This window comes from Paracoccaceae bacterium Fryx2, assembly GCA_032334235.1.
Lineage (GTDB): Bacteria > Pseudomonadota > Alphaproteobacteria > Rhodobacterales > Rhodobacteraceae > JAVSGI01.
Genome location: JAVSGI010000005.1, coordinates 2,235,267 through 2,258,963, shown reverse-complemented (window position 1 = coordinate 2,258,963; position 23,697 = coordinate 2,235,267). Strand labels below are relative to the sequence as shown.

The window sequence follows — 23,697 nt, the reverse complement described above, 5'->3', positions numbered from 1 at the left end:
TGAGAACAGAAGAAAGGGCAGGTCAGCGCCCGCGGGTCCAGCCGGTCTTGGCTGCGGGCAGGCGCACGGCCAGCGACACGGCGGCGTAGGTCGCAAAGCCCGCGGGGTCTTGCAGGGCAAGGCGGGCAAGGTGCGGCAGAGTGGGGCGGGTGCGCTCGGCGCGACTGGCAAGCGCGGGGTAAAGCCGCGCCAGTTCGGCCACGCCCGCATCCTGACGGCGGCGCACCCGGACCAGCGGGCCGAAGCCCTCGATCATCGGCCAGTCGTAGGGGGCGGCGCAGTGGTGCCGTTCCATTGGCCGGAAGTGCAGCCGCACGAAGGTGTCATCCGAGATCACCGGCGGAAAGGCGCCCCAGCGCGCCCGCCCCGCCGCATTGACCGCGTAGAGGCCATGGCCCGGGGCCGCGCCCTGCGCGAAGGGCAGGCGCTGCCAGAAACGGGCATAGGCGCGGCTGACCCGGCTTGCCGGGCGCGGGATCACCGCCCGGCCGGTGGCATAGGCCGCCTCCGGCCGGGCCAGCGCCAGCGCGAGTTGTGCCGCAAGGCCGGGGCCGACCACCACATCGGCATCGAGGTAGGCGCGCGCGTCGCCCTGCGCCGCCCGGTCGCCCGCGTTCAGCGCCGCGGGCTTGCCGCCCTGTGCCCGGTCGAGCACCGCGAAGCCCCAGCCCGCCGCCGCCGCCTGCGCGGCAAAACCCCGGGCCACTTCCACCGTCGCATCCTGGCAGCCATTGGCGACCACCACCGCCTCTGCCCCGCCCGGCACCGGGTCAGACGCCAGCAGCGCGGCAAGGCACCGCCCGATCCAGGCTTCCTCGTTCGAGGCGGGGATGATCACGCTCAGCATCGCTCGCACCCTTGCGCCAGTGCCTGCCAGCGCGGGTTGTCGTCGTCCAGATGGCGCAGCGCGCCCCAGCTGCCCCATTTGTTCGGCGCATAGACATCGACAAAGGCATTGAACGGCGCATCGGTCAGGCCGCGCCAGCCCTGCATCAGCCTGCGGTAAAGGTCGGCCATTTCGGGCGCATAGTTCAGGTGCAGGAAGAACGCGGTCAACTCGGCATCATCGACCTGACTGCCATAGCCCACGACATGCGTGCCGCCCTCGTACATCACCAGTTGCAGGCCGTTGGCCTTCGCCACCGCCGCATGATGCGGCAGCACGGTGCCCAGCAGGCGGGCCAGCGAATCCTCGGCATCGCCCGACAGCGACCCGTCGGCCAGTTCCTGTGCCGCCCGCGTCACCGCCAGATCGTGGCGGTGCGCCGTCAGATGGGCGTCGCGCTCCGCCCCGGTCAGGCCCTGCGCGCCGGCCTCGGCCGCCGGCTGGCTTTCGGCCAGCCAGCCCTTCACCATCGCCGCCTTGGCATCGCTGCCGAGCAGCGCCGAGAAATAGCCGGTCACCGCATAGGCATCGAAGCCGGTGGCCGGGGCCGGGCGGCCTTCGGCGATCACCAGCGGCGCCTGCAGGATCGACTTCTCCAGCCCCAGCCAGCCAGTCTGCACCGCCACCACGCGCACCAGCCGCGCCCTTGCCTGATCGCCATAGACCTCCGCCCAGATCCCGGCCACCTCGGCGGCGCGCAGGGCGTAGAACTGCACCCAGGTATTGTCTCGCCCCCAGCGGGCGCGGCCCTGTTCCTCCATCCACCGCGCCTGTGCGAACTGCCAGTTCCACGCCTCGTTGGAATATTCGACATGCGCCACAAGGTCGGGCGAAAGGCTGTCGCGCACCGTCTCGGCATAGGCGCGCACCAGCGCATCCCCGGCCAGATGCGGCAGGGTGAACCACGGGTCGGCGTGAAGGTCGTTGGCCAGCGCCACCATCACCTCGACCGGCACGCCATTGCGCGCCCAGGTGGCATCGCCGGGTTTCGGGCGATCCTTCAGCCGGGCGAGGGTGGAATCGTTGGTCGCCATCCAGTCCATGAAGCGCAGGCCCTGTGCCCCGCGAATCCGCGCCAGCCAGTCGGGGTTGAAGATCGCGCCCGTTGCCCAGAGGTCGAGCCGGTCCTCGCGCACCACCGAAATCGCGCGGATCGGGTCGGCGGGGTCGGTCGCGGCGACGGTCACGATCACCGCCCCCTCGCCGGGGGTGTAATCGAAGCTGATGGCGCCTGGCGCTGCCATCTGGTTCTGCGCCCGCCCTCCCAGCACCACTTCGCCCTGCCCGCGATAGGCCAGCCGGTAGCGCCCGGCAAGACTGGTGGCCGCGGCGGGCATTTCCGTCAGGATCAGCGTCGAAAGCCCGGTGACGCCGGGCGGCATCGCGCGCGGCCAGCCGTCGGCATCCAGCCAGCCGCCATTGCGCAGCGCCGCATCCTCCATCCCGCCCCACTGGCCGGGCAGGTGGCCGACGAAGGGCCGGGCGGTCTTCATCACGTCGAGAAACGGCTGCTGCACCGACCAGTCGTTCACGCCCGAAAGGCCAAGGGCCAGACGGGGGCTGGTGATCGGCGTCATCACGGGCGGGGCGGTGGCTGCTGCCGGGGCAGGGACGGCAGGGGCAACGGGGGCAGCCGGTGCAACGCTCCGCCCCGCCTCCCGCGCGCGCTGCGCCTTTGCCGCTGCCCAGGCCACGCGCTGCATCACCGCCGCCTGATCGTCGGTCAGGATCGCATCGCGGCTGGGCCACGCCCGGGTCAGCTTGGAGGGAAGGCCCTGCGGGCTTTCCCCCGTAATCGCCGCCAGATGCACCATAGCCAACAGATACAACCCCTTGCCGTTGGGGTGGATGTCGTCGGCAAACAGGTCGCGGATCGAGGTCAGCCCCGGCACCCGCCCCGCCGCGATCTCGTCGGCCATCAGCCCCATCGCCTGCCCGGCAGGCACCAGCCGCACCGGCGCTGGCAGCCGGGCCGAGGCGGCGTCGGCAATGCCCTGCCACAGCACGCGGTCGGCCTCCACCCGGTCGCGCCACGGCACCGCAGCGCCCGGATCATCGGGGATCGCGGCACCTGGGCCGGAGGCGAGGCTGTGCCAGGTCTCATACAGGAACACCTGCACCCCGGCCTTCGAGTCGTGGGCCAGCGTGGCGAACTTCACCATCTGCCCGGCCGGATCGTTCCATTCCAGATGCCCGGCCAGCGGAACGGCCTCGGTCAGCACCAGCACGTCGGTCGCCCCCAGCGCCAGCTCCGCCCGCGCGTCCAGCCGCTCGCCTTCGTCCGAGTGATCCCAGCCATAGCGCAGCGGCGCGCCGTTGATCACCTGCGCCTGCACCCTGACATGCGCGCCTTTTGCGTCGAACGCAGCCTCCAGCAGCGGCGGCAGGTCGGGCCCGACCAGACTGTGCCCCACGAACAGGATCTGGGTCAGGGTCGCAAGGATCGACATGATGCGGTCTCCGGGATGGCCGCGGCCAAGGTGTCAGAGCCCCGGGCGCGGGGCAAGGCCGGTGGCGGCATGGCGGCCGACCACCTGCCAGACCAGCGCCTGCACCACGGGCACCGCCGCGTCGGGCAGGGCCTCCGCCGGGCTGCCATCGGCCCGTCGCAGCACATGCGGCAGGCCAAGCGGGCTGCGGTGATAAAGCACCGCATAATGCGCCAGCGCCACAAGATAGGCGCCAAGGTCGCCAAGGTGGATCGGGTCCACGCCCCCCTCGGCCCGCGCGAACAGGTCGGCGCGCCCGGTCAGGCCGGGCACCTGCCCCGCCTCTGCCGCGCGCACCACGGCAGCCAGCACCTGCCCGGCGGGGATCAGATGCACCGCCCCGGCCCGCGCCTGTGCCGGGCGCCGCAGCGCCTCCTCCCAGTGCCGCTCCAGATCGGCGTCGATCCGCTCCAGCCAGCCATCGGGGTCGTCGAGCCGGTGCCAGGTCTCGTAAAGATACACCCGCACCGCCGGGTTGCCCGCCCGCGCCGCCTGCGCCCAATGCGCCAGATAGGTCGCGCTGTCATGCCAGCGGATCGCGTCGCGGATCTCGACCATCTCGGTCAGCACCACGGCGTCGAACGCCCCCGATTCCAGCGCCTGACGCGCGGGCAGATGGTCGGCATGGTCATTTTCCACCTCGAACCCCGGCACCGGCTCTGCCCCCCAGTGCTGGCGCAGGCTCGCCCCCCAGCCAAGCTGGCTGGCAAACCCGTGCCCCGCCAGTTGTGCCAGCATCGCCGGCATGTCGCGCCCCACCAGACTGTGCCCCAGGTGATAGACCCGCAACGCCCCCCCCGGCGGCGGCAGCACCGTATCGGCCACCGCGACCGGCCGCCGCCACAGCACGAGCCCCGCCAGCACCCCCGCCAGCCCCGCCGCCAGTCCGGCTCCGATCACTCCCCTGCGCCCCAGCATCATCCGCCCCCTGTCCCTTGCCGCATTATCTGGTATCTGGAGAGCCGAAAGACCAGACGGAGCCCGCAAATGCTCGACTTCCTGCTGTTGCGCGACCAGCGCCCCGCCCCGCGTTTCTACCGGGTCGAAATCAGCTACAACCTTTACGGCGAATATTCCGTGCTGCGCGAATGGGGCAGGCGGGGGCGGCGCGGGCGGCAGTTGCTGGTCTGGTTTTCCAACCTGCGCGATGCCTGCCTTGCGGCGGAACGCTGGCAGGGCAAGGCACAGCGGCGCGGCTATCGCGCCTTGACGGAGTAGCAAAGACATGACGCATCTGTGGGTCAGGGCCGAACAGCGCCCGAACGAGGAACGCGCGGGCCTGACGCCCGAAGGGGCTGCGACCCTGATCGCGGCGGGCATCAGGGTCACGGTCGAGGAAAGCTCGGTCCGCGCCATCCCGATCGACGGTTACCGCGCGGCGGGCTGCGCGATTGCCGCCGAGAACCTGTGGCCCGACGCCCCCGAAGACGCGATCATCTTCGGCTTGAAGGAGCTGCCCGAGGACGGCACGCCGCTGAAGCACCGCCACATCATGTTCGGCCATGCCTACAAGGGCCAGCCCGCCGGGCAGGTGCTTCTTGGGCGTTTCAAGGCCGGGGGCGGCACGCTCTACGATCTGGAATATCTGGTGACGCCGCAAGGCCGCAGGGTGGCCGCGTTCGGCTATTGGGCGGGCTATGCCGGGGCGGCGGTGGCGCTGAAATGCTGGGCAGCGCAGCGCCACGGCGCGATCTGCGGCCCGGTTGCGAAATACCCCGGCAAGGCGGCCCTGCTGGCCGATCTCGGCGCCGAACTGGCCGCCATCGGCGGGGCCCGCCCCCGCGCCATCGTGATCGGCGCGCTGGGCCGGGTCGGCACCGGCGCGTCCGACCTCTGCGCCGCGATGGGCGTGGCGGTGACGAAATGGGACATGGCCGAAACCGCCAGCGGCGGCCCGTTCCCCGAGGTCTTGCAGCACGAGATCTTCCTGAACTGCATCCTCGCCAGCCCCGGCTGCCCGGTCTTCGTGCCCGCCAGTGCGGCGACCGGCCTGCGCGCCCTGTCGGTGATCGGTGACATCGCCTGCGACCCGACCTCGGATTTCTCGCCCATCAAGGTCTATGACCGCACGACCGACTGGCAGGCCCCGGCACTGCGCGTCCACGACGCGCCCGTGCTGGATGTGACGGCGATCGACAACCTGCCCTCGCTGCTGCCCGTCGAAAGCAGCGTGGATTACGCGGCGCAGCTGCTGCCCTCGCTCGCCACGCTGACCGACCTGCAATCTGGCGTCTGGGGCCGCGCCGCAGCGGAATACCACCGCCATATCGAAAAGCTCTGAAGGAGACGACAATGACCATCCATTGGTGCGGCACCGGCCTGTCCTCGGTGCCCGGGCTGCGGCGGCTGATCGCCGACGGTCACACCGTCGCGGTGTGGAACCGCACGGTCGAGAAGGCCCGCGAGGCGGTGGGCGACCTGACCCCCGACATCCGCGCCTACACGCTCGACGCGCTGACGGCGGCGCTGCAGCCTGGCGACGTGGCGGTGTCGATGCTGCCCGCCGATCAGCATGTGGCCATCGCGCAGGCCTGCCTTGCAAAGGGCGCGCACTTCGTGTCGTCCAGCTACATCGCGCCGGAAATGCGTGCGCTGGACGGGGCGTTCCGCGCGGCGGGGTTGCGCTCGGTCAACGAGGTCGGGCTCGACCCCGGCATCGACCACCTGATGGCGCATGATCTGGTGGCGGCCTACCGCGCCAGCCCGGCCTTCCATGCCGACAACGTGCTGTCCTTCACCTCTTACTGCGGCGGCGTGCCGAAAGAGCCGAACGCCTTCCGCTACAAGTTCAGCTGGTCGCCGCTCGGCGTGCTGAAGGCGCTGCGCTCCGCCTCGCGCAGCTTGCGCAATTACGCCGAATTGCGCGTCTCCCGGCCGTGGGATGCGGTCACGTCCTACACCGCGCCCCTGCCGCTGCCCGAAACCTTCGAGGTTTACCCGAACCGCGACAGCCTGCCGTTTCTGGCCGACTACCGCTTCGATCCCGCGTGGAAGGTGCGCGATTTCGTGCGCGGCACCATTCGCCTGAACGGCTGGTCCGAGGCCTGGACCCCGGTATTCGAAGAAATAGAGACGCTGGAAGGCCCGGGCGGCGATGCCCGCCTGGCCGAAATGGCGACAGGCTTCTGGGCCGAGCACGCCTATGCCGAGGGCGAGCCCGACCGGGTGGTGCTGTTCGTGTCGCTGAAGGCCGAGCGGGACGGCGTGCCGGTCTGGCACCAGACCTGGGCGATGGACGCCTGGGGCGATGCGCGCGGCACCGCGATGGCGCGGCTCGTGTCGGTGCCGGTGTCGCTGGCGGTCGAGGCGGTGCTGGCCCGCGAGATTCCCGCCGGGGTCCACGCCGCCCCGCACGACCCGAAGCTTGTGGCACGCTGGCTGGGCGACGTGGGCACGCTGGCGCAGTATCTGGCCCGGGTGGACCACCTGGCCTGACGAACGGCCCTGAAGCGCCGCCCGGCGTTTCAGGGCATCACGCCTCCTGCGGCCGCCTGATCGTGGCCGCTGCTTCCATCACCAGAGGCGCCAGCCCCGCCCCCCCGGCATCGACAATGTCGAACAGCTGCCGCCGCATCCGGGGTTCCCAGTAGTCGTTGACATGCGAGGCCAGCCCCGCCACCGCCTCGTCATGCGGCTTGCTGATCATGAAGGTTGCAATCTGGTTGGCCATGTAGATCAGCTTGTCAGGCGACATGTCGCGTCTCCATCGTGGCCCCGGCCACGCGTTCGGGATGGGTAAAAACGTCGAACCGCTCCGGCCGGGCCAGGGCGATCAGGGTGATCCCGGCGGCCCCGGCCATGTCGACCGCCGCCACTGTTGGCGCGGAAACCGCGATCAGAACCGACGCGCCGATTGCCGCGCATTTCTGCACCAGGTCGATCGACACCCGGCTTGTCACCAGCACCGCGCCATCCTGCCCAAGCCCGCCCCGGATCAGCGCGCCCGCCAGCTTGTCCAGCGCATTGTGCCGCCCGACATCCTCGCGCACCGCGACGAACCCGGCCTCGGGCGTCCAGAACGCCGCCGCATGGGCGGCCCGGGTCGCGTCGTGCAGCGGCTGGTGCGCGGTCAGCCCCGCCACTGCCGCCTTCACCTGCGCGGGCGTCATGCGAAACCCCGAGGGCGCCAGCGGCACCGCATCGCGCGTCGCCTCCTCCAGACTGTCGATGCCGCAAAGCCCGCAGCCCACCGGCCCCGCCATGGTCCGCCGCCGCGCCTGCAACCGCGCGCCCGCATCGCCCCGCAACCAGATCTGCACGTCGATGCCGCGCGGCGCCGCCACCACCGTGACGCTGTCGATCTCCTCCGGCCGGGCGATGCCTTCGGTCAGCGAAAAGCCATAGGCGAAATCTCCCAGATCCGCGGGGGTCGCCATCATCACCGCCTGCGTGCTGCCGTTGTAGGACAGCGCGACCGCCACCTCCTCGGGCAGGCAGCGCTGGCCCGGCCGGGCGTCCCCAGCGCCATGGCTCCATAGCGGCATGTCGCGATGCACGGTCACCCTCATTCCGCCGCAGGCAGGATGCGCCGCGCCTGCGCCGCCTGCGCCGCATAGCTTTCCTGCCAGTCGGACGGCCCGTTCGACGGGCTGATCTGCACCGCCGTCACCTTGTATTCCGGGCAGTTGGTCGCCCAGTCGGAATAGTCGGTGGTGATCACGTTGGCCTGCGTATCGGGATGGTGGAAGGTGGTATAGACCACCCCCGGCGACACCCGGTCGGTGATCCTGGCGTGCAGCGTCGTCTCTCCGGCGCGCGAGGCCAGCCGCACCCAGTCGCCCTCTTTCACGCCGCGCACTTCAGCGTCGTGCGGGTGAATCTCCAGCACATCCTCGGGGTGCCAGACCACATTCGCCGTCCGCCGCGTCTGCGCGCCGACGTTGTATTGGCTGAGAATCCGCCCCGTGGTCAGCAGCAGCGGGAAGCGCGGCCCGGTCTTCTCGTCCGTCGCGACATATTCGGTGCGGATGAACCTGCCGCGCCCGCGCATGAAACCATCCACATGCATCAGCGGCGTGCCGTCGGGATGTTCTTCATCGCACGGCCACTGCACCGACCCCGCCTCCTCCAGCTTTTCATAGGAAACCCCGGCGAAGGATGGCGTCAGCAGCGCGATCTCGTCCATGATCTGGCTGGGGTGCGTATAGGTCCAGCCCGCCCCCAGCGCATTGGCCAGCATCTGCGTCACTTCCCAGTCGCCATAGCCGTTGCGCGGCGCCATCACGCGCCGCACCCGGTTGATCCGGCGTTCGGCGTTGGTGAAGGTGCCGTCCTTTTCCAGAAAGGTCGAGCCGGGCAGGAAGACATGCGCGTAGTTCGCCGTCTCGTTCAGGAACAGGTCGTGCACGATCACGCAGTCCATCGCGGCCAGCCCGGCGGCGACATGCCTGGTGTCGGGGTCCGATTGCAGGATGTCCTCGCCCTGGCAGTAAAGCCCCTTGAAAGACCCCTCCACCGCCGCATCCAGCATGTTGGGAATGCGCAGCCCCGGCTCGCTGTCGATCGTGACACCCCAAAGCGCCTCGAACACCGCGCGCGCCTCGTCGTGCTTGACATGGCGGTAGCCCGGCAGCTCGTGCGGGAAAGACCCCATGTCGCAGGCGCCCTGCACGTTGTTCTGGCCGCGCAGCGGGTTGACGCCCACACCCGGCCGCCCGAGGTTGCCGGTCAGCATTGCCAGATTGGCAATGCCGATCACCGTGGTTGACCCCTGGCTGTGCTCCGTCACCCCCAGCCCGTAATAGATCGCCCCGTTGCCGCCCCGCGCGAACAGCCGCGCCGCCGCACGCAGCTCCGCCGCCGGAACCCCGGTCAGCAGTTCGGTCGCCTCGGGCGCGTGCTTGGGGTCGGCCACGAATTCGGCATAGTCGGCAAACTCGTCCCAGTCGCAGCGGGTGCGGATGAAGGTTTCGTCGAACAGCCCCTCGGTCACGATCACATGCGCCAGTGCCGTCACCACCGCGACGTTGGTTCCCGGCCGCAACGCCAGATGGTGCGCCGCCTTCACATGCGGCCCGTCCACCATATCAATCCGGCGCGGGTCGATCACGATCAGCTTTGCCCCCTGCCGCAGCCGCTTCTTCAGCCGGCTGGCAAAGACCGGATGCCCGTCGGTCGGGTTGGCCCCGATCACGATCACCACGTCGGTATGCTCGACCGAGTCGAAATCCTGCGTGCCGGCCGAGGTGCCGAAGGTCGCCCCCAGCCCATAGCCGGTGGGTGAATGGCAGACCCGGGCGCAGGTATCGGTATTGTTGTTCAGGAACACCGCGCGGGTCAGCTTCTGCACCAGATAGGTTTCCTCATTGGTGCAGCGGCTGGAGGTGATGACTCCGACCGAGTGGCGCCCGTGCCTTTCCTGAATGCCGCGCATCCGGGCGGCGGCGAATGCCATCGCCTCGGGCCACGTCACCTCGCGCCACGGGTCGGTGATCGCGTCACGGATCATCGGGTTCAGGATGCGGTCCTTGTGGCTGGCATAGCCATAGGCAAAGCGCCCCTTGACGCAGGAATGGCCGCGGTTGGCCTTGCCGTGCTTCCAGGGCACCATCCGCACCACCTCGTCGCCGCGCATTTCGGCCTTGAAGCTGCACCCCACGCCGCAATAGGCGCAGGTGGTGATGATGCTGCGTTCCGGCGTGCCGATCTCGATCACGCTTTTTTCCTGCAAGGTTGCGGTCGGGCAGGCGGCGACGCAGGCGCCGCAGGACACGCAGTCCGATGTCAGGAAATCGTCGCCCGCCATGCCCGCCGACACCCGGCTGTCGAAGCCGCGGCCTTGAATCGTCAGCGCAAAGGTGCCCTGCACTTCCTCGCAGGCGCGCACGCAGCGCGAACAGACGATGCACTTGGCCGGGTCGTAGGTGAAATAGGGGTTGCTGTCGTCCTTGGGCATCCATTGCGGGTTGGCCCCGCCGTTGCTGCGCGGTCGGAAATGGGTATCCACCGCCTCGTAGCGCACATCGCGCAGGCCCACCGCCCCCGCCATGTCCTGCAATTCACAATCGCCGTTCGCGGCACAGGTCAGGCAATCCAGCGGGTGATCGGAGATGTAAAGCTCCATCACCCCGCGCCGAAGTTTCTTCAGCCGCGCCGTCTGGGTATGCACCTGCATCCCCGCCGCGACCGGCGTGGTGCAGGACGATGGCGTGCCCTTGCGCCCCTCGATCTCGACCAGGCAGAGGCGGCACGACCCGAATGCCTCGACACTGTCGGTCGCGCAGAGTTTGGGCACCGAAATGCCCGCCTCGGCCGCCGCGCGCATGATGCTGGTGCCCTCGGGTACCGTCACGTCGAAGCCATCGACCGTCAGCGTCACCATCACCTTCGATCTTGCCGCAGGGGTGCCGAAATCACGGTCGGGGATCACGAAGTCCTTCATTCGGCGGCCTCCCTCAGCGGCGCGAAATCATCGGGAAAATGGGTCAGCGCCGACATCACCGGATAGGGGGTGAACCCGCCCAGCGCACAGAGCGACCCCGCCTTCATCGTGTCGCAGAGGTCGGCCAGCAGCGGCACCGCCGCCGCATCGCCCCGTGCGATCCGGTCGATGGTTTCCACCCCGCGCACCGCCCCGACCCGGCAGGGGGTGCACTTGCCGCAGGATTCGATGGCGCAGAATTCCATCGCGAAACGCGCCTGTTTCAGCATGTCCACCGTGTCGTCGAACACCACGAGCCCCGCATGGCCCACCAGCCCCTCGGCCCCGGCGAATTCTTCGTAGCAGAACGGCACCCCGAACAGCGCACGCGGGAAATAGGCCCCCAGCGGCCCGCCGACCTGCACCGCCCGGACCGGCCGACCCGTCGCCGTGCCACCGGCAATGTCGTCGACCACCTGGCCAAGCGTCAGGCCGAACCCGGTCTCGAACAGCCCGCCGAAGCGCACGTTGCCCGCGATCTGCAACGGCACCGTGCCGCGCGACCGCCCCAGTCCGAAATCGCGGAAGAACGCCGCCCCGCGCTGGAAGATCACCGGCACCGTCGCCAGGCTGATGACGTTGTTCACCACCGTCGGCTGCCCGAGGAAGCCCTGCAGCGCAGGCAGCGGCGGCTTGGCCCGCACCACGCCGCGCTTGCCTTCCAGACTGTTCAAGAGGCTGGTCTCCTCGCCGCAGACATAGGCGCCGGCACCCGTGCGGATCTCCATGTCGAAGGCATGGCCGGACCCCAGCACCGAGACGCCCAGCATCCCCTCGGCCCGCGCCACCAGAACCGCCTGTTCCATCACCTCGATGGCATCGGGATATTCCGACCGCATGTAGACGTAGCCCCTGGTCGCCCCCACGCCGATCCCGGCGATCACCATGCCCTCGATCAGGGTGAAGGGGTCGCCCTCCATCAGCATCCGGTCAGCGAAGGTGCCCGAGTCGCCCTCGTCGGCATTGCACACGATGTATTTCTGCGCTGCTGGCGCTTCCGCGACCGTCCGCCACTTGATGCCCGTCGGAAAGCCTGCCCCGCCGCGCCCGCGCAGGCCGGATTCGGTGACTTCCGCCACAATCCCCGCCGCGTCCATCGCCAGCGCCCGCCGCAATCCGGCAAGACCGCCATTGGCCGCATAATCGGCCATCGACAACGGGTCGATCACGCCGCAGCGCGCGAAGGTCAGCCGGGTCTGGCCCTGCATCCACGGCAGGGCTTCGGTCGGCCCCAGCGCCAGCGGATGCGCGCCCCAGCCCGCATCGAACAGCCCCGCCACGTCGCCCGCAGTCACCGGCCCGAAGGCCATCCGCCCGCCCGGCCCCGCCACCTCGACCAGCGGCTCCAGCCAGACCATGCCGCGCGACCCGTTGCGCACGATGGTCAAATCCAGCCCGCGCCGGGCAGCCTCTGCCGCCACGGCCGCGGCAACGGCATCGGCACCCAGCGCCCTGGCGGCGGCGTCGCGGGGGACATAGACCTTCATGCCCCCACCTCAGCCAGCAGCGTATCCAGCCGCGCAGCATCGACCCGCCCGACCACCCGGCCATCGACCAGCGCGGCCGGCGCGCAGGCGCACAGGCCCAGACAATACACCGGCTCCAGCGTCACCGCGCCATCGGCGGTGGTGCCGTGCCAGTCGATCCCCAGCCGCGCCATTGCATGATCGGCCACCGCATCGGACCCCATCGCCTGACAGGCCTCGGCGCGGCACAGCTTGACCACATGCCGCCCCGCCGGTTCGACCCGGAAATCGTGATAGAAGCTCATCACCCCATGCACTTCGGCGCGCGACAGGTTCAGCCCCTTGGCAATCACCGGCAGGGCATCCTGCGGCACATGGCCGAAATCGGCCTGCACGGCATGAAGGATCGGCAGCAACGGCCCCTCCATCCCGCGATGCGCGGTCAGGATCTCGGCCACCCGCGTGCCGATGTCGGCGCTCCCCTGCGTCATGGCGTCCCCTCCCCAGAGTTGCGTGTGCGTTTATGCCTCAGGGCGATAGGCAAATCAATATAGACTTGCCGTCAGTCGATAGACCAAACCTATCAATCCCGGACCAATCGCTGCGCCTCGTCCAGAAGCGCCTTGACCAGCGGCGTCACCGGGTCGCGCCCGGCGGCGATCAGCCCGACCTGATGCTCGGCCTCGGGGTCCACGATCGGCACCGCCCGCAACCCGCCCTGCGCGGTGAACACGTCGGCCAGCTTTTTCGGCACCACCGAGGCCCAGCGCCCGGTCAGCACATGCGCCACCAGCACGATGGTGGAATTCGATTCCACCGACGGGTCCACCGCCACCCCGGCCTCTGCCAGATGCTGGTTGACGATCCGCCGGTTCTGCATGTCGCCGGTCAAGAGGCACAGCGGCTGCCCGGCCAGATCGGCCCAGCAGACCCGCTCGCGCTCGGCCAGCGCGGTGCCGGGGGCGCACAGGAAGCGGTAGAACTCGGCATAAAGCGGCACCTGCGCCACCCGGCCCAGCGGTTCGTTGTCAAGATAGGTGATCCCCGCATCCAGCTCCAGGCTTTCGATCCCGGCCAGAATCTCGGCCGAGGTGCGCGACAGCACCCGCACCCGCACATTCGGATGCCGCGCGATGAACGGCTCGGTCAGGTCGGCCACCATCGGCAGCGCGGTCGGTATCACCCCCAGCCGCAGGTTGCCCGACAGGCCAGACCGCACCGCCCGCATCTCGTCGCGCATCGCGCGGGTGTCGCCCACGATGCGCCGCGCCCAGTCGAGCACCCGCAACCCTTCCGGCGTCAGACCCTGAAAGCGCGAGCCGCGAAACACCAGCTGCACGCCAAGCTGATCCTCCAGCTGCCGGATCGCGGAGGACAGCGTCGGCTGTGTCACGCCGCAGACCTCGGCGGCGCGGCCGAAATGGCGCTCGCCTGCCAGCGCGATGAACATTTCCAGCTTGTCGATCATTCCCCTGTCATCGCAGCATTCCGCCCGCCGGGCAATTCCCGTGACGCGCGCCTTGTTCCGGGGCAGGGGGCGGTCTACATCCAGTGGCATGAGACAATATATCCCGTTCCTGAAACAACACCCGCTTGTCGCCGTGGTCCGCCTGCAAGGCACCATCGCCAGCGGCAGCCGCGTCGGCAGCGGCCTGAACGACGCCGCCCTCGCCCCGCTGATCGACCGCGCCTTTTCGCGCGGCAAACCGGCGGCGGTGGCGCTTATCATCAATTCGCCCGGCGGGTCAGCCGTGCAGTCCAGCCTGATCGCGGCCCGCGTCCGCCGTCTGGCGGTGGAAAAGGGTGTCGAGGTGCACGCCTTTGTCGAGGATGTCGCGGCCTCGGGCGGCTACTGGCTGGCCTGCGCCGCCGACCGGATCTGGGTCGATGAATCGTCCATCGTCGGTTCCATCGGGGTGATCTTCGCCAGCTTCGGCTTCCCCGAACTTCTGGCGCGCAACGGCATCGAACGCCGCGTCCATACCGCAGGCCGGTCCAAGTCGCTGGCCGACCCGTTCCTGCCCGAAAAGCCCGAGGATGTCGCCCGCCTGAAGGCGCTGCAGGAACCGATCCATCAGGCTTTCATCGCCCACGTCAAGGCCCGGCGCGGCGCGCGGCTGGCCGAGGGGGCAGACCTCTTCAACGCCGATGTCTGGGTCGGCACTCAGGCGGTCGATCTGGGTCTGGTTGATGGCATCGGCCATCTGGTGCCGAAGATGCAGGCGCTTTACGGCGAAAAGGTGCGCTTTGCGCGCTACGGCCAGCGCCGCTCTTTCTTCCAGCGCCTTGGCGCACAGGCGACCGGGGCGGTGCTGGCCGAAGTTGAGGATCGCGCGCTCTGGTCGCGATACGGGCTGTAGGATGCTGTCGAAGATCGTCCTGCTGTTTCTTCTGGGCATGGCCGTGCTGGCCATGTTCGGCCGCCTGCGCTTTCCCGACAGCCTGAAGCGCCGTCTTCCCGGCCGCGCCGCGCGCCCGGTCACCTGCAAGAAGTGCGGCCGCTTCCAGATCGGCAAGGGCGCCTGCGCCTGCGAGACAAAGAAGGGTTAGGCGGCATGGCGGTGCAGGGGAGGGCGCTGGTCACCGGCGCAGGCAGAAGGCTGGGCCGGGCGATGGCGATCTATCTCGCCGGGCGCGGGCATGACGTGGCCGTCCACTATGCCGGTTCGGAAAGTGGGGCCGCCGAGGTGGTGGCCGAGATTGACGCAATGGGCCGCCACGCCATCGCCCTTCAGGCCGACCTCCTGGACGAGGACGATACCGCCGGGCTGATCGCCCGCTCAGCGCAGGGTCTTGGGGGGCCACTGACCGTGCTGGTCAACAACGCCTCCATCTTCGAATATGACTCCATCGCCACCGCCACCCGCCAAAGCTGGGATCGCCACATCGGCTCCAACCTGCGTGCGCCCTTCGTGCTGACCCAGGGCTTCGCCGCTCAGGCCCCCGACCCGCTGCCCGACGCGGGCGGCGAGCCCGTGGCGCAGGCGCTGGTGGTCAACATGATCGACCAGCGCGTGCTGAAGCTGACCCCCGAGTTCATGACCTACACACTGGCCAAGATGGGCCTCTGGGCCCTTACCCAAACCGCTGCCCAGGCTCTCGCCCCCCGGATTCGCGTCAACGCCATCGGCCCCGGCCCGACCCTGCAGGGCGAGCGCCAAAGTGCCGACCACTTCGCCCGCCAGCGCGCCGCCTGCCTGCTGGAACGCGGCGCAAACGCTTCTGATGTGACTGCGGCGCTTGGGTATTTCCTGGATGCGCCCGCCGTGACGGGCCAGCTGCTCTGTGTCGATGGCGGTCAGCACCTGGCCTGGAAAACCACAGATGTGCTGGGGCTTGAGTGACGCCGCGCAATTGCCACGCGTCGAGTTGTCCACTTTTTACCGCCGGGTCACAAACCCGTTACGAAATCCTTGCGTTATCAGGGATTTGCGTGAGAACGTAAAAAGTATTTCGCTTTTTCAAGCGGTTGTGAAAATGCCTAAAAAACGGGCAACCCCAAGAAGCGGGCCGAAAACAAGGAAAATTCCGCCCTTCCGGAATGTTTTCCGCAGAGTTATCCACAGATTCCGTGGACAGCTTTCCTCTTGCCCCCATGGCGGTATCATTGCAGTGGCGACGGGGAATCGATGACTCCGGAACAGATGGAAATCGGCATGAACGACGGCACCGATCAGGCGACGCAGGGCGGGCAGGCTGCCACCGGACATGCCGTCATCCAGGCCTATCTGAAATCGCTCGACGGCTCGCCCGGCGTCTACCGGATGCTGAACGCGGCGTCCGAGGTGCTTTACGTCGGCAAGGCCCGCAATCTGCGCGCCCGGGTGTCGAACTATGCCCGCCCCTCGGGCCATTCCGGCCGCATTGCCCGGATGATCTTCGAAACCGCCTCGATGATGTTCCTGACAACGCGCACCGAGACCGAGGCGCTGCTGCTGGAACAGAACCTGATCAAGCAGCTCAAGCCGCGCTACAACGTGCTGTTGCGCGACGACAAATCGTTTCCCAACATCCTGATCCCGGCCGAACACCCGTTCCCGCAGATCAAGAAGCACCGCGGCAAGCGGTCGGAAAAGGGCGCCTATTTCGGCCCCTTCGCCTCGGCCGGGGCGGTCAACCGCACCCTGAACCAGTTGCAGCGCGTGTTCCTGCTTCGCACCTGCACCGATGCCAGTTTCGAGTCCCGCACCCGCCCCTGCCTGCTCTACCAGATCAAGCGCTGCGCCGCCCCCTGCGTCGGCAAGGTCACGGCCGAGGATTACAACACCCTCGTCAGCGATGCCCGCCGCTTTCTGGAAGGCAAGACCACCACGGTGCAGGCCGATCTGGCGCGCGACATGGCCGCCGCCTCCGAGGCGATGGAGTTCGAGCGCGCCGCCGCCCTGCGCGACCGGATCAAGGCGCTGACGCAGGTGCAGTCATCCCAAGGCATCAACCCGGCGTCGGTGGCCGAGGCCGACGTGATCGCGCTGCACCTCGAAGGCGGGCAGGCCTGCGTGCAGGTGTTCTTCATCCGCGCCAATCAAAGCTGGGGCAACCGCGATTTCTACCCCCGCACCGGGGCCGGCGCCGAAGAGCCCGAGATTCTGGAGGCGTTCCTCGCCCAGTTCTACGACGACAAGGAACCGCCACGCCTGATCCTGCTGTCGCACCCGGTCGACAACGAGGATCTCGTGACCCAGCTTCTGTCCGACCGGGCGGGGCGCCGGGTCGAACTCGCCATCCCCAAGCGCGGCGAAAAGGCCGAGCTGGTCGAAAACGCCGCCCGCAACGCCCGCGAAAGCCTGGCCCGCAGGCAGGCCGAAGGCGCCTCGCAGAACCGCCTGCTGGCCGGTCTGGCCGAGGCGTTCGACCTCGACGCCCCGCCGAAGCGCATCGAGGTCTACGACAACTCGCACATCATGGGCACCAACGCGGTCGGCGGCATGATCGTCGCGGGGCCGGAAGGCTTCCTGAAATCGCAATACCGCAAGTTCAACATCAAGTCCGAGGCCGGCGCCAACAGCGACGACTTCGGCATGATGAAAGAGGTGCTGACCCGCCGCTTCGAACGCCTGATCAAGGAAGACCCAGAACGCAAGTCCGACGCCTGGCCCGACCTTCTGCTGATCGACGGCGGCGCGGGGCAGGTGTCGGCGGTGCAGGGCATCCTGGCCGATCTGGGGGTGGACGACATCGCGATGATCGGCGTCGCCAAGGGGGTGGACCGTGACGCGGGGAAAGAGGAATTCCACCGCACCGGACTGCCGCCCTTCGCGCTGCGGATGAACGACCCGGTGCTCTATTTCGTGCAGCGCCTGCGCGACGAGGCGCACCGCTGGGCGATCGGCGCCCACCGCGCCAAGCGCGCCAAGGCGGTCAGCGCCACGCCGCTCGATGACGTGCCGGGGGTCGGCGCCACCCGCAAGCGCGCGCTGCTTGCGCACTTCGGCAGCGCCAAGGCGGTTGCGCGCGCGGGAGTGCCCGACCTGATGGCCGTGCCGGGCATTTCCGAAACCATGGCACGCACCATCGCCGACTTCTTCAACGAGCGGAAGTAGCCCCCGTAACCGGGGCCGCCGCCTTGGCCGCCGGGGTCACCTCTGCCCGCGTGCGGACCCGCTTGCGCCCGGTGATCATCGGGCGGATCAGATCCTCGTGCTTCCAGACCTTGTATCCGACTATCGCCGCGACATGCACGCCGACCATGATCAGCAGCACCGTGCCCAGCAGGCCATGCCAGGCCAGCGCGGTCCGCGCCATGTCGATGCCCGCATATCCGGCCAGCGGCCCGGCGTTCATGTAATCCTCCGGGTCGGCGAACAGCCCGGTCGCGACCTGCGCCAGCAGCACCAGCAGCAGCGCCGCCACGAACAGCCCGCCCAGCGGGTTGTGGCCGCGCCAGTGGCTTGGGCTGCGGCGGGCAAGCTTGCGTAGATAGCCCAGCATCGTCGCAGGCCGGTAGAACAGGCTGCCGAACCGCGCGCTTGGCGGCCCGATCAGGCCCCAGACCACGCGAAAGGCAAGCAGCCCGGCCACCGCATACCCCAGCCAGAAATGCAGGGTCATCACATTCGGACCGAACTTTCCAAGACCCCAGGCGGCCACAACCGCCACCAGCAGGGCCCAGTGGAACAGCCGCAGGAACGGATCCCACAGCCGCACGGTTTCAAGCGGGACGGTCGGTTTTTCCGGGCTGCCCATGGCTCAGAAGTCCTTGGTGCGGTAGGAATCGTGGCAATCCTTGCAGGTGCCGCCCAGCTTGGCGACCGCCGCGCCAAGGTCGGCCTGCGGCCCGGCCGCCGCCGCGTTCAGCGCGATGACCGCCTCGACGAAGGCCGTGCCCTTGGCCTGATAGCCCGGCATGTCGGTCCAGATCTCGGCCTTGGAACGGGTCTTGCCCGGGGCCTCGGCCACCGAGGTTCCCGGCATCATCAGGTCGCCCTGGGTGTATTGCGTCAGGGTCAGCAGGTCGGCGGCATGGGCCTTCACCGCTTCGGCGTCATAGGCCATGTCACCCTTGGCCATGGCGGCAATCGGCTTGAACTCCAGCCCGACCAGATTGAAGTATCCGCGGCGGGCCGCGATGGTCTCTTCGACCGGGTCGGCCAGCGCAACGGCAGGGGTGGCAACGATAAGTGCGGCAAGAAGGAAGTGACGCATGAGATTGTCCTTTGCTTTCATCTGCCCGAGGCAGACACCGGTTCTAACGCTCTCCGTGCCGACTTCCGTCCGCCCCCGACACGCGGCAGGGTGCCGCACCCCGCCCACCCCCTCGGCCTGCCACCGCCGAACCCCCCGGATGCAGCCCAGGCCCCCGCCTCCCCAGCCGTGCCCCGAACCCCGGCCCCTGCGGCCCCTGCGGCCCCGGCAAACCCGGATGCCCGCCCCGGCACCCGCCGCCCCCCGCGCCCCCAAGGCGCCGAAACGCTCCCTTGCCACTCCCGCAATCCCGGATGAACCCGCACATCGGACGCCCGTTCCCACACCCCCAAGGCCCTTGCGCCACCCACCCCGGAGGTGCCCGGCCAACCATCGGTCATGCGCCCCAAAGGCTCCACCCCCCTTCCGGGCCCCTTGCCCACAGGAGCCAATGTGACAACCACCACCCCCGAGCGCCCCGCCAATCCCCGGCCGCCCCCCAACGCACTGCCGCCCTTGCCCCCCGGATGCGCCCCGGAACCCCCGGACCTGCGGCTTCCGAAACCCCGGAGTCACGCCCCGGCACGGCTCTCCCCCAGTGCCCCCGGGCGCCAATGTGACCCCTCCGAAGCCCTGCCGCCGCGGTGCCCGCCACCCCGAAGGCACCTGTCCGGCCGCGGGCAGAAAGTTGAAAGTTCGTTAACAAATTATAATAAATATCATAAAAACAATGGCTTGAAACCATTTTCACGCGTGAAAAACCCGCCCGTGGCCGCCCGCCGCCTCACCCCCGCAATCCCCCCTTTCCCCCCGACCCTTTCCCCTGCTATTCCTCGGGCATGACGTGGAACATTCCGAACATCCTCACGCTCCTCCGTCTGATCGCAGCCCCCGGCGTCGCGATCATGTTCCTGTATTTCCACCGCCCCTACGCCGACTGGTTCGCGCTGGCCCTGTTCGTGCTGGCCGCCATCACCGATTTCTTCGACGGCTACCTCGCCCGGCTGTGGAAACAGGAATCCCGCTTCGGCGCCATGCTCGACCCGATCGCCGACAAGGCGATGGTGGTGATCGCCCTCGTGATCATCACCGGCTACTCCGGGATGAACCCCTGGCTGATCCTGCCCGTCACCATCATCCTGTTCCGCGAGGTCTTCGTGTCGGGCCTGCGCGAATTCCTCGGCGCGAAGGCGGGCCTGCTGAAGGTGACAAACCTCGCCAAGTGGAAGACCACGGCCCAGATGGTGGCGATTGCGGTGCTGTTCCTCGGCACCGGGCTGGAACACGTCGAAGGCATCGCCCGCCAGGGCATGACCGTCGATCAGTATGCCGAGGCGGTGACGGCCGGCATCGCCGACCCGCTGCGTTCCTGCGGCACGCGCGGCTGTTCCTCGCTGGCGACGCTCGTCGGCCTCTGGCTGATCTGGATCGCGGCGGGGCTGACGTTCCTCACCGGTTACGACTACTTCCGCAAATCCCTGCCCTACCTGAAGGACGAGCCATGATCGACGTGCTCTACTTCGCCTGGGTCCGCGAACGCATCGGCCTGCCGCGCGAACGGATCGAGACCGAAGCCGCCACCGTCGCCGATCTCGTCGCCGAACTGGCCGCCCGCGAGGACCGCTACGCCGTGGCCTTCGCCGACCTTGCTGCGCTGCGCGTGGCGCTTGACCAGGAACTCGCCGACTTCTCGGCCCCGCTCGCCGGGGTGCGCGAGGTCGCCTTCTTCCCGCCTATGACCGGGGGCTGAGATGCGGATCGCCGTGCAGGCCGAAGCCTTCGACATCGGTGCCGAAACCGCCGCCTTCGCTGCTGGCGTGACCGGGGTCGGGGCCATCGTCACCTTCACCGGCATCGTGCGCAACACCGCCACCGGCGACCTGCTGGCGATGGAGATCGAGCATTACCCCGGCATGACCGAACGCGCCATCACCGCCATCGCCGGGCAGGCCGCAACCCGCTGGTCGCTGCGCGACTGCCTGGTGATCCACCGCCACGGCCGCCTGCCCCCCGGCGCGCCGATCATGATGGTCGCCACGGCCGCCCCGCACCGCGCCGAGGCGTTCGCGGCTGCCGACTTCCTGATGGACTACCTGAAATCCCGCGCGCCCTTCTGGAAGCGCGAGATCACCGCCTCCGGTGCCACCTGGGTCGCGGCGAAAGCCTGCGACGAAGACGCCCTCACCCGCTGGTGAACCGCGCCGCCCAGGCCTGCTGCACGTCGCCCGGCAGGGGCGTCGCCAGATACACCGCCCGCGTTATCGCCCGTGCCAGCACGCAGGCAGCGGCATGGCCCAGCCCGAAGGCATCCGCCACCGGGTCGGCCAGCACCCGCGTCCCGGTCGCCGCCGCAAACACCAGATCGCCGTCGAGCAGCGTATGCGACGGCACGATGGCCCGCGCCATGCCGTCATGGGCCGCGACCGCCAGCCGCAGCGCCTGCGCCCGGGTCAGCGCGGCATCGGTGGCCACGATGGCAATGGTGGTCGCTTCGCCCATCCGCTTTCGCGGCAATGGCTCGTGCCCCGGATCGAACCGCCTCGCCACCCCCAGCCCGCCGAACTCGCCCCCGATCTCCCACGGCGCGGCCCAGAACTGCGGCCCGTCGCCCACCGTCACCGACCCCAGCGCATTCATCGCCACCAGCGCCCCCACCGTCACCCCGTTGTCCAGCACCGCCGAGGCCGAGCCGAGCCCGCCCTTCAACCGCCCGGTCAGCGCGCCATATCCGGCCCCCGCCGTGCCCAGCGCGAACTCCGTCCCCGCTGCCGCCAGCGCCGCCCGCCCCAAAGCCTTGTAAGGGTTCTCGCCCCAATCCTTGGCGCCGCCGTTCAGCAGATCGAACAGGATGGCCCCCGGCACGATTGGCACCCGCTGGTCCCCCACCGCGAACCCCCGCCCCAGCGCCCGCAACCCGTCCGCCACGCCCGAGGCCGCGTCCAGCCCGAACGCCGACCCGCCAGAAAGCACCAGCGCGTTCAACCTGCTGCACCAGCCGTTCGGGCGCCAGCAGATCGGTCTCGCGCGTCCCGGGCGCGCCGCCCGTCACCTGCACCGCCGCCACGAACGGCGCATCCCCCAGCAACACCGTCGCCCCGCTGCGCAGCCCCGCGTCATGGGCATTCCCCACCCGCAGCCCCGCAACATCGGTGATCAGATTGCGCGCGCCCGCCCTCATCCTTCGCCCTTTCTCATTGGTCCAAATACCCTCGGGGGGTGAGCCCGGCACGGGCGAGGGGGGCAGACAGCCCCCCTTTTCCCCGCCATCCTGCCAGATGTCGGCGTCGGGGTCACGGGCCGCGCGTGACTGCCCGGCGCGGCACCTGGCCCGTTCGGCGGATGCCTCCGGCGGGGATATTTGGGCCAAGATGAAAGGGCATGTCCGGTTTCATCACCAGAGGCGTTTCGATCAGGTCTTGTGCGGGGCGTCGGCATCGGTATTCTTGGCCCGAGCCGTGGCGATGGCGTCGCCGCAGGGGCACAGCCCCGTTGCTTGCAGGGTTGCCTGCATCCGTCCTGCACGCCGGGATCTTTCGGGGTCCAGGCCGAGTGCCGACCCCCTGCACGAGGTCGGACATGACGCTGCAACGCCCGGAGTATTACCGCTTTCACAACGGCACCAAGGCGCCGCTGCCTTTTGCGGCCGAGGAATACGAAGACCGGATTGCCGGTCTGCGCGACATCATGGAACTGCACGGGCTGGATGCCGTGGTGCTGACCTCGATGCACAATGTCGCCTACTATTCCGGGTTCCTTTATTGCAGCTTCGGGCGGCCCTATGCCTGCGTGGTGACGGCGACCGACTGCGTGACCATCAGCGCGGGCATCGACGCGGGCCAGCCGTGGCGGCGCTGTCACGGCGACAACATCACCTACACCGACTGGAAGCGCGGCAACATGTGGCGGGCGGTGGCCTCGGTCACCGGCATCGGCCGGGCCATCGGCTGCGAGGCCGACCACCTGACGCTGGAACGTTCGGAAAAGCTGAACACCTACCTTGCACCCAAGCGCGGCATGGATATCGCTCCCGCCACCATGGCGCAGCGCATGATGAAATCGCCCGCCGAAATCGCGCTGATCCGGCAGGGGGCGAATGTGGCCGATGCCGGCGGCCACGCCATCCGCGACGCGGTGCGGGAAGGGGTAAGCGAACTGGAGGTCGCCATCGCCGGGCGCGACGCGATGGAACGCGAGATCGCGCGGCGCTTCCCCGATGCCGAATACCGCGACACCTGGGTGTGGTTCCAGTCGGGCATCAACACCGATGGCGCGCACAACCCGGTGACCAACCGTAAGCTGAAGCGCGGCGACATCCTCAGCCTGAACTGCTTCCCGATGATCTCGGGCTATTACACCGCGCTGGAGCGCACGATGTTCGTGGGCGCGGTCGATGACGCCAGCCTGAAGATCTGGGAGGCGAATGTGGCGGCGCATGAATACGGCATGACGCTGCTGCAACCGGGTGCCAGTTGTTCCGGCATCACCGCGCAGATCAACGCCTTCCTGGCCGACCGCGACCTGCTGCAATACCGCACCTTCGGCTATGGCCACAGCTTCGGGGTGCTGAGCCATTACTACGGCCGCGAGGCCGGGCTGGAACTGCGCGAGGACATCGACACCGTGCTGGAGCCCGGCATGGTGATCAGCATGGAACCGATGCTGACCATCCCCGAAGGCCAGCCGGGGGCGGGCGGCTACCGCGAGCATGACATCTTCGTGGTGACCGAGGACGGCCCGGAAAACATCACTGGCTACCCCTACGGCCCTGCGTTCAACGTGGTCGGCTAGCCGTCGCAGAACTGTCGCGCTGCTGTC

At 68.9% G+C, this 23,697-nt stretch carries 22 protein-coding genes and 1 pseudogene; 11 read left to right on the top strand and 12 right to left on the bottom strand.

What is annotated here, in order from left to right:
- Positions 1 to 22 precede the first annotated feature (22 nt).
- The 3 genes from RNZ50_20225 to RNZ50_20215 are packed head-to-tail and all read right to left on the bottom strand — an operon-like array spanning position 23 to position 4,293.
- Entirely contained in the window at positions 23 to 847 is an 825-nt protein-coding gene (locus RNZ50_20225) for a glycosyltransferase (protein MDT8857320.1), read from the bottom strand.
- Positions 841 to 3,336 carry a hypothetical protein gene (locus RNZ50_20220; GenBank protein MDT8857319.1) on the bottom strand — a complete coding sequence of 832 codons (2,496 nt, stop codon included), beginning with the start codon at positions 3,334 to 3,336 and terminating at the stop codon, positions 841 to 843. Before RNZ50_20220 ends, RNZ50_20225 begins: the two co-directional genes overlap by 7 nt.
- Positions 3,337 to 3,369: 33 nt before the next feature.
- On the bottom strand, positions 3,370 to 4,293 hold the full coding sequence (locus tag RNZ50_20215; GenBank protein MDT8857318.1) for a hypothetical protein: 924 nt from the start codon (positions 4,291 to 4,293) through the stop codon (positions 3,370 to 3,372).
- A gap of 69 nt (positions 4,294 to 4,362) precedes the next feature.
- On the opposite strand from RNZ50_20215, the gene RNZ50_20210 reads away from it, so the two are divergent.
- Genes RNZ50_20210 through RNZ50_20200 form a run of 3 tightly spaced genes read left to right on the top strand, consistent with a single transcriptional unit; the run spans position 4,363 to position 6,810 of the window.
- Positions 4,363 to 4,593 carry a WGR domain-containing protein gene (locus RNZ50_20210; protein ID MDT8857317.1) on the top strand — a complete coding sequence of 77 codons (231 nt, stop codon included), beginning with the start codon at positions 4,363 to 4,365 and terminating at the stop codon, positions 4,591 to 4,593.
- 7 nt (positions 4,594 to 4,600) lie between these two features.
- On the top strand, positions 4,601 to 5,656 hold the full coding sequence (locus RNZ50_20205) for a saccharopine dehydrogenase (protein ID MDT8857316.1): 1,056 nt from the start codon (positions 4,601 to 4,603) through the stop codon (positions 5,654 to 5,656).
- 11 nt (positions 5,657 to 5,667) lie between these two features.
- Entirely contained in the window at positions 5,668 to 6,810 is a 1,143-nt protein-coding gene (locus RNZ50_20200) for a saccharopine dehydrogenase NADP-binding domain-containing protein (GenBank protein MDT8857315.1), read from the top strand.
- A 37-nt stretch (positions 6,811 to 6,847) separates the two neighbouring features.
- On the opposite strand, the gene RNZ50_20195 is transcribed toward RNZ50_20200, so the two are convergent.
- From RNZ50_20195 to RNZ50_20170, 6 genes are all read right to left on the bottom strand, one after another.
- Positions 6,848 to 7,069: a formate dehydrogenase subunit delta gene (locus tag RNZ50_20195; GenBank protein ID MDT8857314.1), complete on the bottom strand. Its 222-nt coding sequence runs from the start codon at positions 7,067 to 7,069 to the stop codon at positions 6,848 to 6,850.
- Positions 7,059 to 7,859: a formate dehydrogenase accessory sulfurtransferase FdhD gene (gene fdhD, locus RNZ50_20190; protein MDT8857313.1), complete on the bottom strand. Its 801-nt coding sequence runs from the start codon at positions 7,857 to 7,859 to the stop codon at positions 7,059 to 7,061. Before fdhD ends, RNZ50_20195 begins: the two co-directional genes overlap by 11 nt.
- Before the next feature lie 20 nt (positions 7,860 to 7,879).
- Positions 7,880 to 10,756, bottom strand: a complete 2,877-nt coding sequence (fdhF, locus tag RNZ50_20185) for a formate dehydrogenase subunit alpha (GenBank protein ID MDT8857312.1) — start codon at positions 10,754 to 10,756, stop codon at positions 7,880 to 7,882.
- Positions 10,753 to 12,282 carry an NADH-ubiquinone oxidoreductase-F iron-sulfur binding region domain-containing protein gene (locus RNZ50_20180; GenBank protein ID MDT8857311.1) on the bottom strand — a complete coding sequence of 510 codons (1,530 nt, stop codon included), beginning with the start codon at positions 12,280 to 12,282 and terminating at the stop codon, positions 10,753 to 10,755. The genes fdhF and RNZ50_20180 overlap by 4 nt, the downstream gene beginning before the upstream one ends.
- Positions 12,279 to 12,752 (bottom strand): formate dehydrogenase subunit gamma, encoded by a 474-nt coding sequence (locus RNZ50_20175; GenBank protein ID MDT8857310.1) that lies wholly within the window; start codon positions 12,750 to 12,752, stop codon positions 12,279 to 12,281. Before RNZ50_20175 ends, RNZ50_20180 begins: the two co-directional genes overlap by 4 nt.
- A gap of 92 nt (positions 12,753 to 12,844) precedes the next feature.
- Entirely contained in the window at positions 12,845 to 13,729 is an 885-nt protein-coding gene (locus RNZ50_20170) for a LysR family transcriptional regulator (GenBank protein MDT8857309.1), read from the bottom strand.
- A gap of 88 nt (positions 13,730 to 13,817) precedes the next feature.
- Between RNZ50_20170 and RNZ50_20165 the strand changes: the two genes are divergently transcribed.
- From RNZ50_20165 to uvrC, 4 genes are all read left to right on the top strand, one after another.
- Positions 13,818 to 14,621 (top strand): S49 family peptidase, encoded by an 804-nt coding sequence (locus RNZ50_20165; GenBank protein ID MDT8857308.1) that lies wholly within the window; start codon positions 13,818 to 13,820, stop codon positions 14,619 to 14,621.
- A gap of 1 nt (position 14,622) precedes the next feature.
- Positions 14,623 to 14,811, top strand: coding sequence for a hypothetical protein (locus tag RNZ50_20160; protein ID MDT8857307.1), 189 nt, complete (start codon positions 14,623 to 14,625; stop codon positions 14,809 to 14,811).
- A gap of 5 nt (positions 14,812 to 14,816) precedes the next feature.
- A complete protein-coding gene (locus tag RNZ50_20155) occupies positions 14,817 to 15,605 on the top strand; it encodes an SDR family oxidoreductase (protein MDT8857306.1) in 789 nt (262 codons plus the stop codon).
- Positions 15,606 to 15,917: 312 nt separating this feature from the next.
- Positions 15,918 to 17,801 (top strand): excinuclease ABC subunit UvrC, encoded by a 1,884-nt coding sequence (gene uvrC / locus RNZ50_20150; GenBank protein MDT8857305.1) that lies wholly within the window; start codon positions 15,918 to 15,920, stop codon positions 17,799 to 17,801.
- On the opposite strand, the gene RNZ50_20145 is transcribed toward uvrC, so the two are convergent.
- Together RNZ50_20145 and RNZ50_20140 are read right to left on the bottom strand one after the other, a co-directional pair.
- Positions 17,785 to 18,444, bottom strand: a complete 660-nt coding sequence (locus RNZ50_20145) for a cytochrome b/b6 domain-containing protein (protein ID MDT8857304.1) — start codon at positions 18,442 to 18,444, stop codon at positions 17,785 to 17,787. The two genes, uvrC and RNZ50_20145, sit on opposite strands and share 17 nt — an antisense overlap.
- 3 nt (positions 18,445 to 18,447) lie before the next feature.
- Complete coding sequence (locus tag RNZ50_20140) at positions 18,448 to 18,903, bottom strand: cytochrome c (GenBank protein MDT8857303.1); 456 nt, start codon at positions 18,901 to 18,903, stop codon at positions 18,448 to 18,450.
- Positions 18,904 to 19,721: 818 nt separating this feature from the next.
- On the opposite strand from RNZ50_20140, the gene pgsA reads away from it, so the two are divergent.
- From pgsA to RNZ50_20125, 3 genes are read left to right on the top strand one after another with little or no spacing between them, the layout of a single operon-like run.
- A complete protein-coding gene (gene pgsA / locus RNZ50_20135) occupies positions 19,722 to 20,387 on the top strand; it encodes a CDP-diacylglycerol--glycerol-3-phosphate 3-phosphatidyltransferase (protein ID MDT8857302.1) in 666 nt (221 codons plus the stop codon).
- On the top strand, positions 20,384 to 20,632 hold the full coding sequence (gene moaD, locus RNZ50_20130; GenBank protein ID MDT8857301.1) for a molybdopterin converting factor subunit 1: 249 nt from the start codon (positions 20,384 to 20,386) through the stop codon (positions 20,630 to 20,632). The genes pgsA and moaD overlap by 4 nt, the downstream gene beginning before the upstream one ends.
- Before the next feature lies 1 nt (position 20,633).
- Positions 20,634 to 21,077, top strand: coding sequence for a molybdenum cofactor biosynthesis protein MoaE (locus tag RNZ50_20125; protein ID MDT8857300.1), 444 nt, complete (start codon positions 20,634 to 20,636; stop codon positions 21,075 to 21,077).
- Here the strand turns inward: RNZ50_20125 and RNZ50_20120 are convergent.
- A pseudogene (locus RNZ50_20120) lies at positions 21,064 to 22,060 on the bottom strand (P1 family peptidase). The gene RNZ50_20125 and the pseudogene RNZ50_20120 overlap by 14 nt on opposite strands.
- 404 nt (positions 22,061 to 22,464) lie before the next feature.
- Between RNZ50_20120 and RNZ50_20115 the strand changes: the two are divergent.
- Positions 22,465 to 23,670: a M24 family metallopeptidase gene (locus tag RNZ50_20115; GenBank protein ID MDT8857299.1), complete on the top strand. Its 1,206-nt coding sequence runs from the start codon at positions 22,465 to 22,467 to the stop codon at positions 23,668 to 23,670.
- Positions 23,671 to 23,697 lie beyond the last annotated feature (27 nt).

What these genes read in the sequence shown, in the direction of transcription:
- fdhD (MDT8857313.1), bottom strand. Translation starts at nt 7,859, where the DNA reads ATGCCGCTATGGAGCCATGGCGCTGGGGACGCCCGGCCGGGCCAGCGC.
- pgsA (MDT8857302.1), top strand. Translation starts at nt 19,722, where the DNA reads ATGACGTGGAACATTCCGAACATCCTCACGCTCCTCCGTCTGATCGCA.
- moaD (MDT8857301.1), top strand. Translation starts at nt 20,384, where the DNA reads ATGATCGACGTGCTCTACTTCGCCTGGGTCCGCGAACGCATCGGCCTG.
- RNZ50_20160 (MDT8857307.1), top strand. Translation starts at nt 14,623, where the DNA reads ATGCTGTCGAAGATCGTCCTGCTGTTTCTTCTGGGCATGGCCGTGCTG.
- RNZ50_20210 (MDT8857317.1), top strand. Translation starts at nt 4,363, where the DNA reads ATGCTCGACTTCCTGCTGTTGCGCGACCAGCGCCCCGCCCCGCGTTTC.
- RNZ50_20175 (MDT8857310.1), bottom strand. Translation starts at nt 12,752, where the DNA reads ATGACGCAGGGGAGCGCCGACATCGGCACGCGGGTGGCCGAGATCCTG.
- RNZ50_20170 (MDT8857309.1), bottom strand. Translation starts at nt 13,729, where the DNA reads ATGATCGACAAGCTGGAAATGTTCATCGCGCTGGCAGGCGAGCGCCAT.
- RNZ50_20215 (MDT8857318.1), bottom strand. Translation starts at nt 4,293, where the DNA reads ATGCTGGGGCGCAGGGGAGTGATCGGAGCCGGACTGGCGGCGGGGCTG.
- RNZ50_20225 (MDT8857320.1), bottom strand. Translation starts at nt 847, where the DNA reads ATGCTGAGCGTGATCATCCCCGCCTCGAACGAGGAAGCCTGGATCGGG.
- uvrC (MDT8857305.1), top strand. Translation starts at nt 15,918, where the DNA reads ATGAACGACGGCACCGATCAGGCGACGCAGGGCGGGCAGGCTGCCACC.
- RNZ50_20200 (MDT8857315.1), top strand. Translation starts at nt 5,668, where the DNA reads ATGACCATCCATTGGTGCGGCACCGGCCTGTCCTCGGTGCCCGGGCTG.
- RNZ50_20180 (MDT8857311.1), bottom strand. Translation starts at nt 12,282, where the DNA reads ATGAAGGTCTATGTCCCCCGCGACGCCGCCGCCAGGGCGCTGGGTGCC.
- RNZ50_20165 (MDT8857308.1), top strand. Translation starts at nt 13,818, where the DNA reads ATGAGACAATATATCCCGTTCCTGAAACAACACCCGCTTGTCGCCGTG.
- RNZ50_20125 (MDT8857300.1), top strand. Translation starts at nt 20,634, where the DNA reads ATGCGGATCGCCGTGCAGGCCGAAGCCTTCGACATCGGTGCCGAAACC.
- RNZ50_20145 (MDT8857304.1), bottom strand. Translation starts at nt 18,444, where the DNA reads ATGGGCAGCCCGGAAAAACCGACCGTCCCGCTTGAAACCGTGCGGCTG.
- RNZ50_20155 (MDT8857306.1), top strand. Translation starts at nt 14,817, where the DNA reads ATGGCGGTGCAGGGGAGGGCGCTGGTCACCGGCGCAGGCAGAAGGCTG.
- RNZ50_20205 (MDT8857316.1), top strand. Translation starts at nt 4,601, where the DNA reads ATGACGCATCTGTGGGTCAGGGCCGAACAGCGCCCGAACGAGGAACGC.
- RNZ50_20140 (MDT8857303.1), bottom strand. Translation starts at nt 18,903, where the DNA reads ATGCGTCACTTCCTTCTTGCCGCACTTATCGTTGCCACCCCTGCCGTT.
- RNZ50_20195 (MDT8857314.1), bottom strand. Translation starts at nt 7,069, where the DNA reads ATGTCGCCTGACAAGCTGATCTACATGGCCAACCAGATTGCAACCTTC.
- fdhF (MDT8857312.1), bottom strand. Translation starts at nt 10,756, where the DNA reads ATGAAGGACTTCGTGATCCCCGACCGTGATTTCGGCACCCCTGCGGCA.
- RNZ50_20220 (MDT8857319.1), bottom strand. Translation starts at nt 3,336, where the DNA reads ATGTCGATCCTTGCGACCCTGACCCAGATCCTGTTCGTGGGGCACAGT.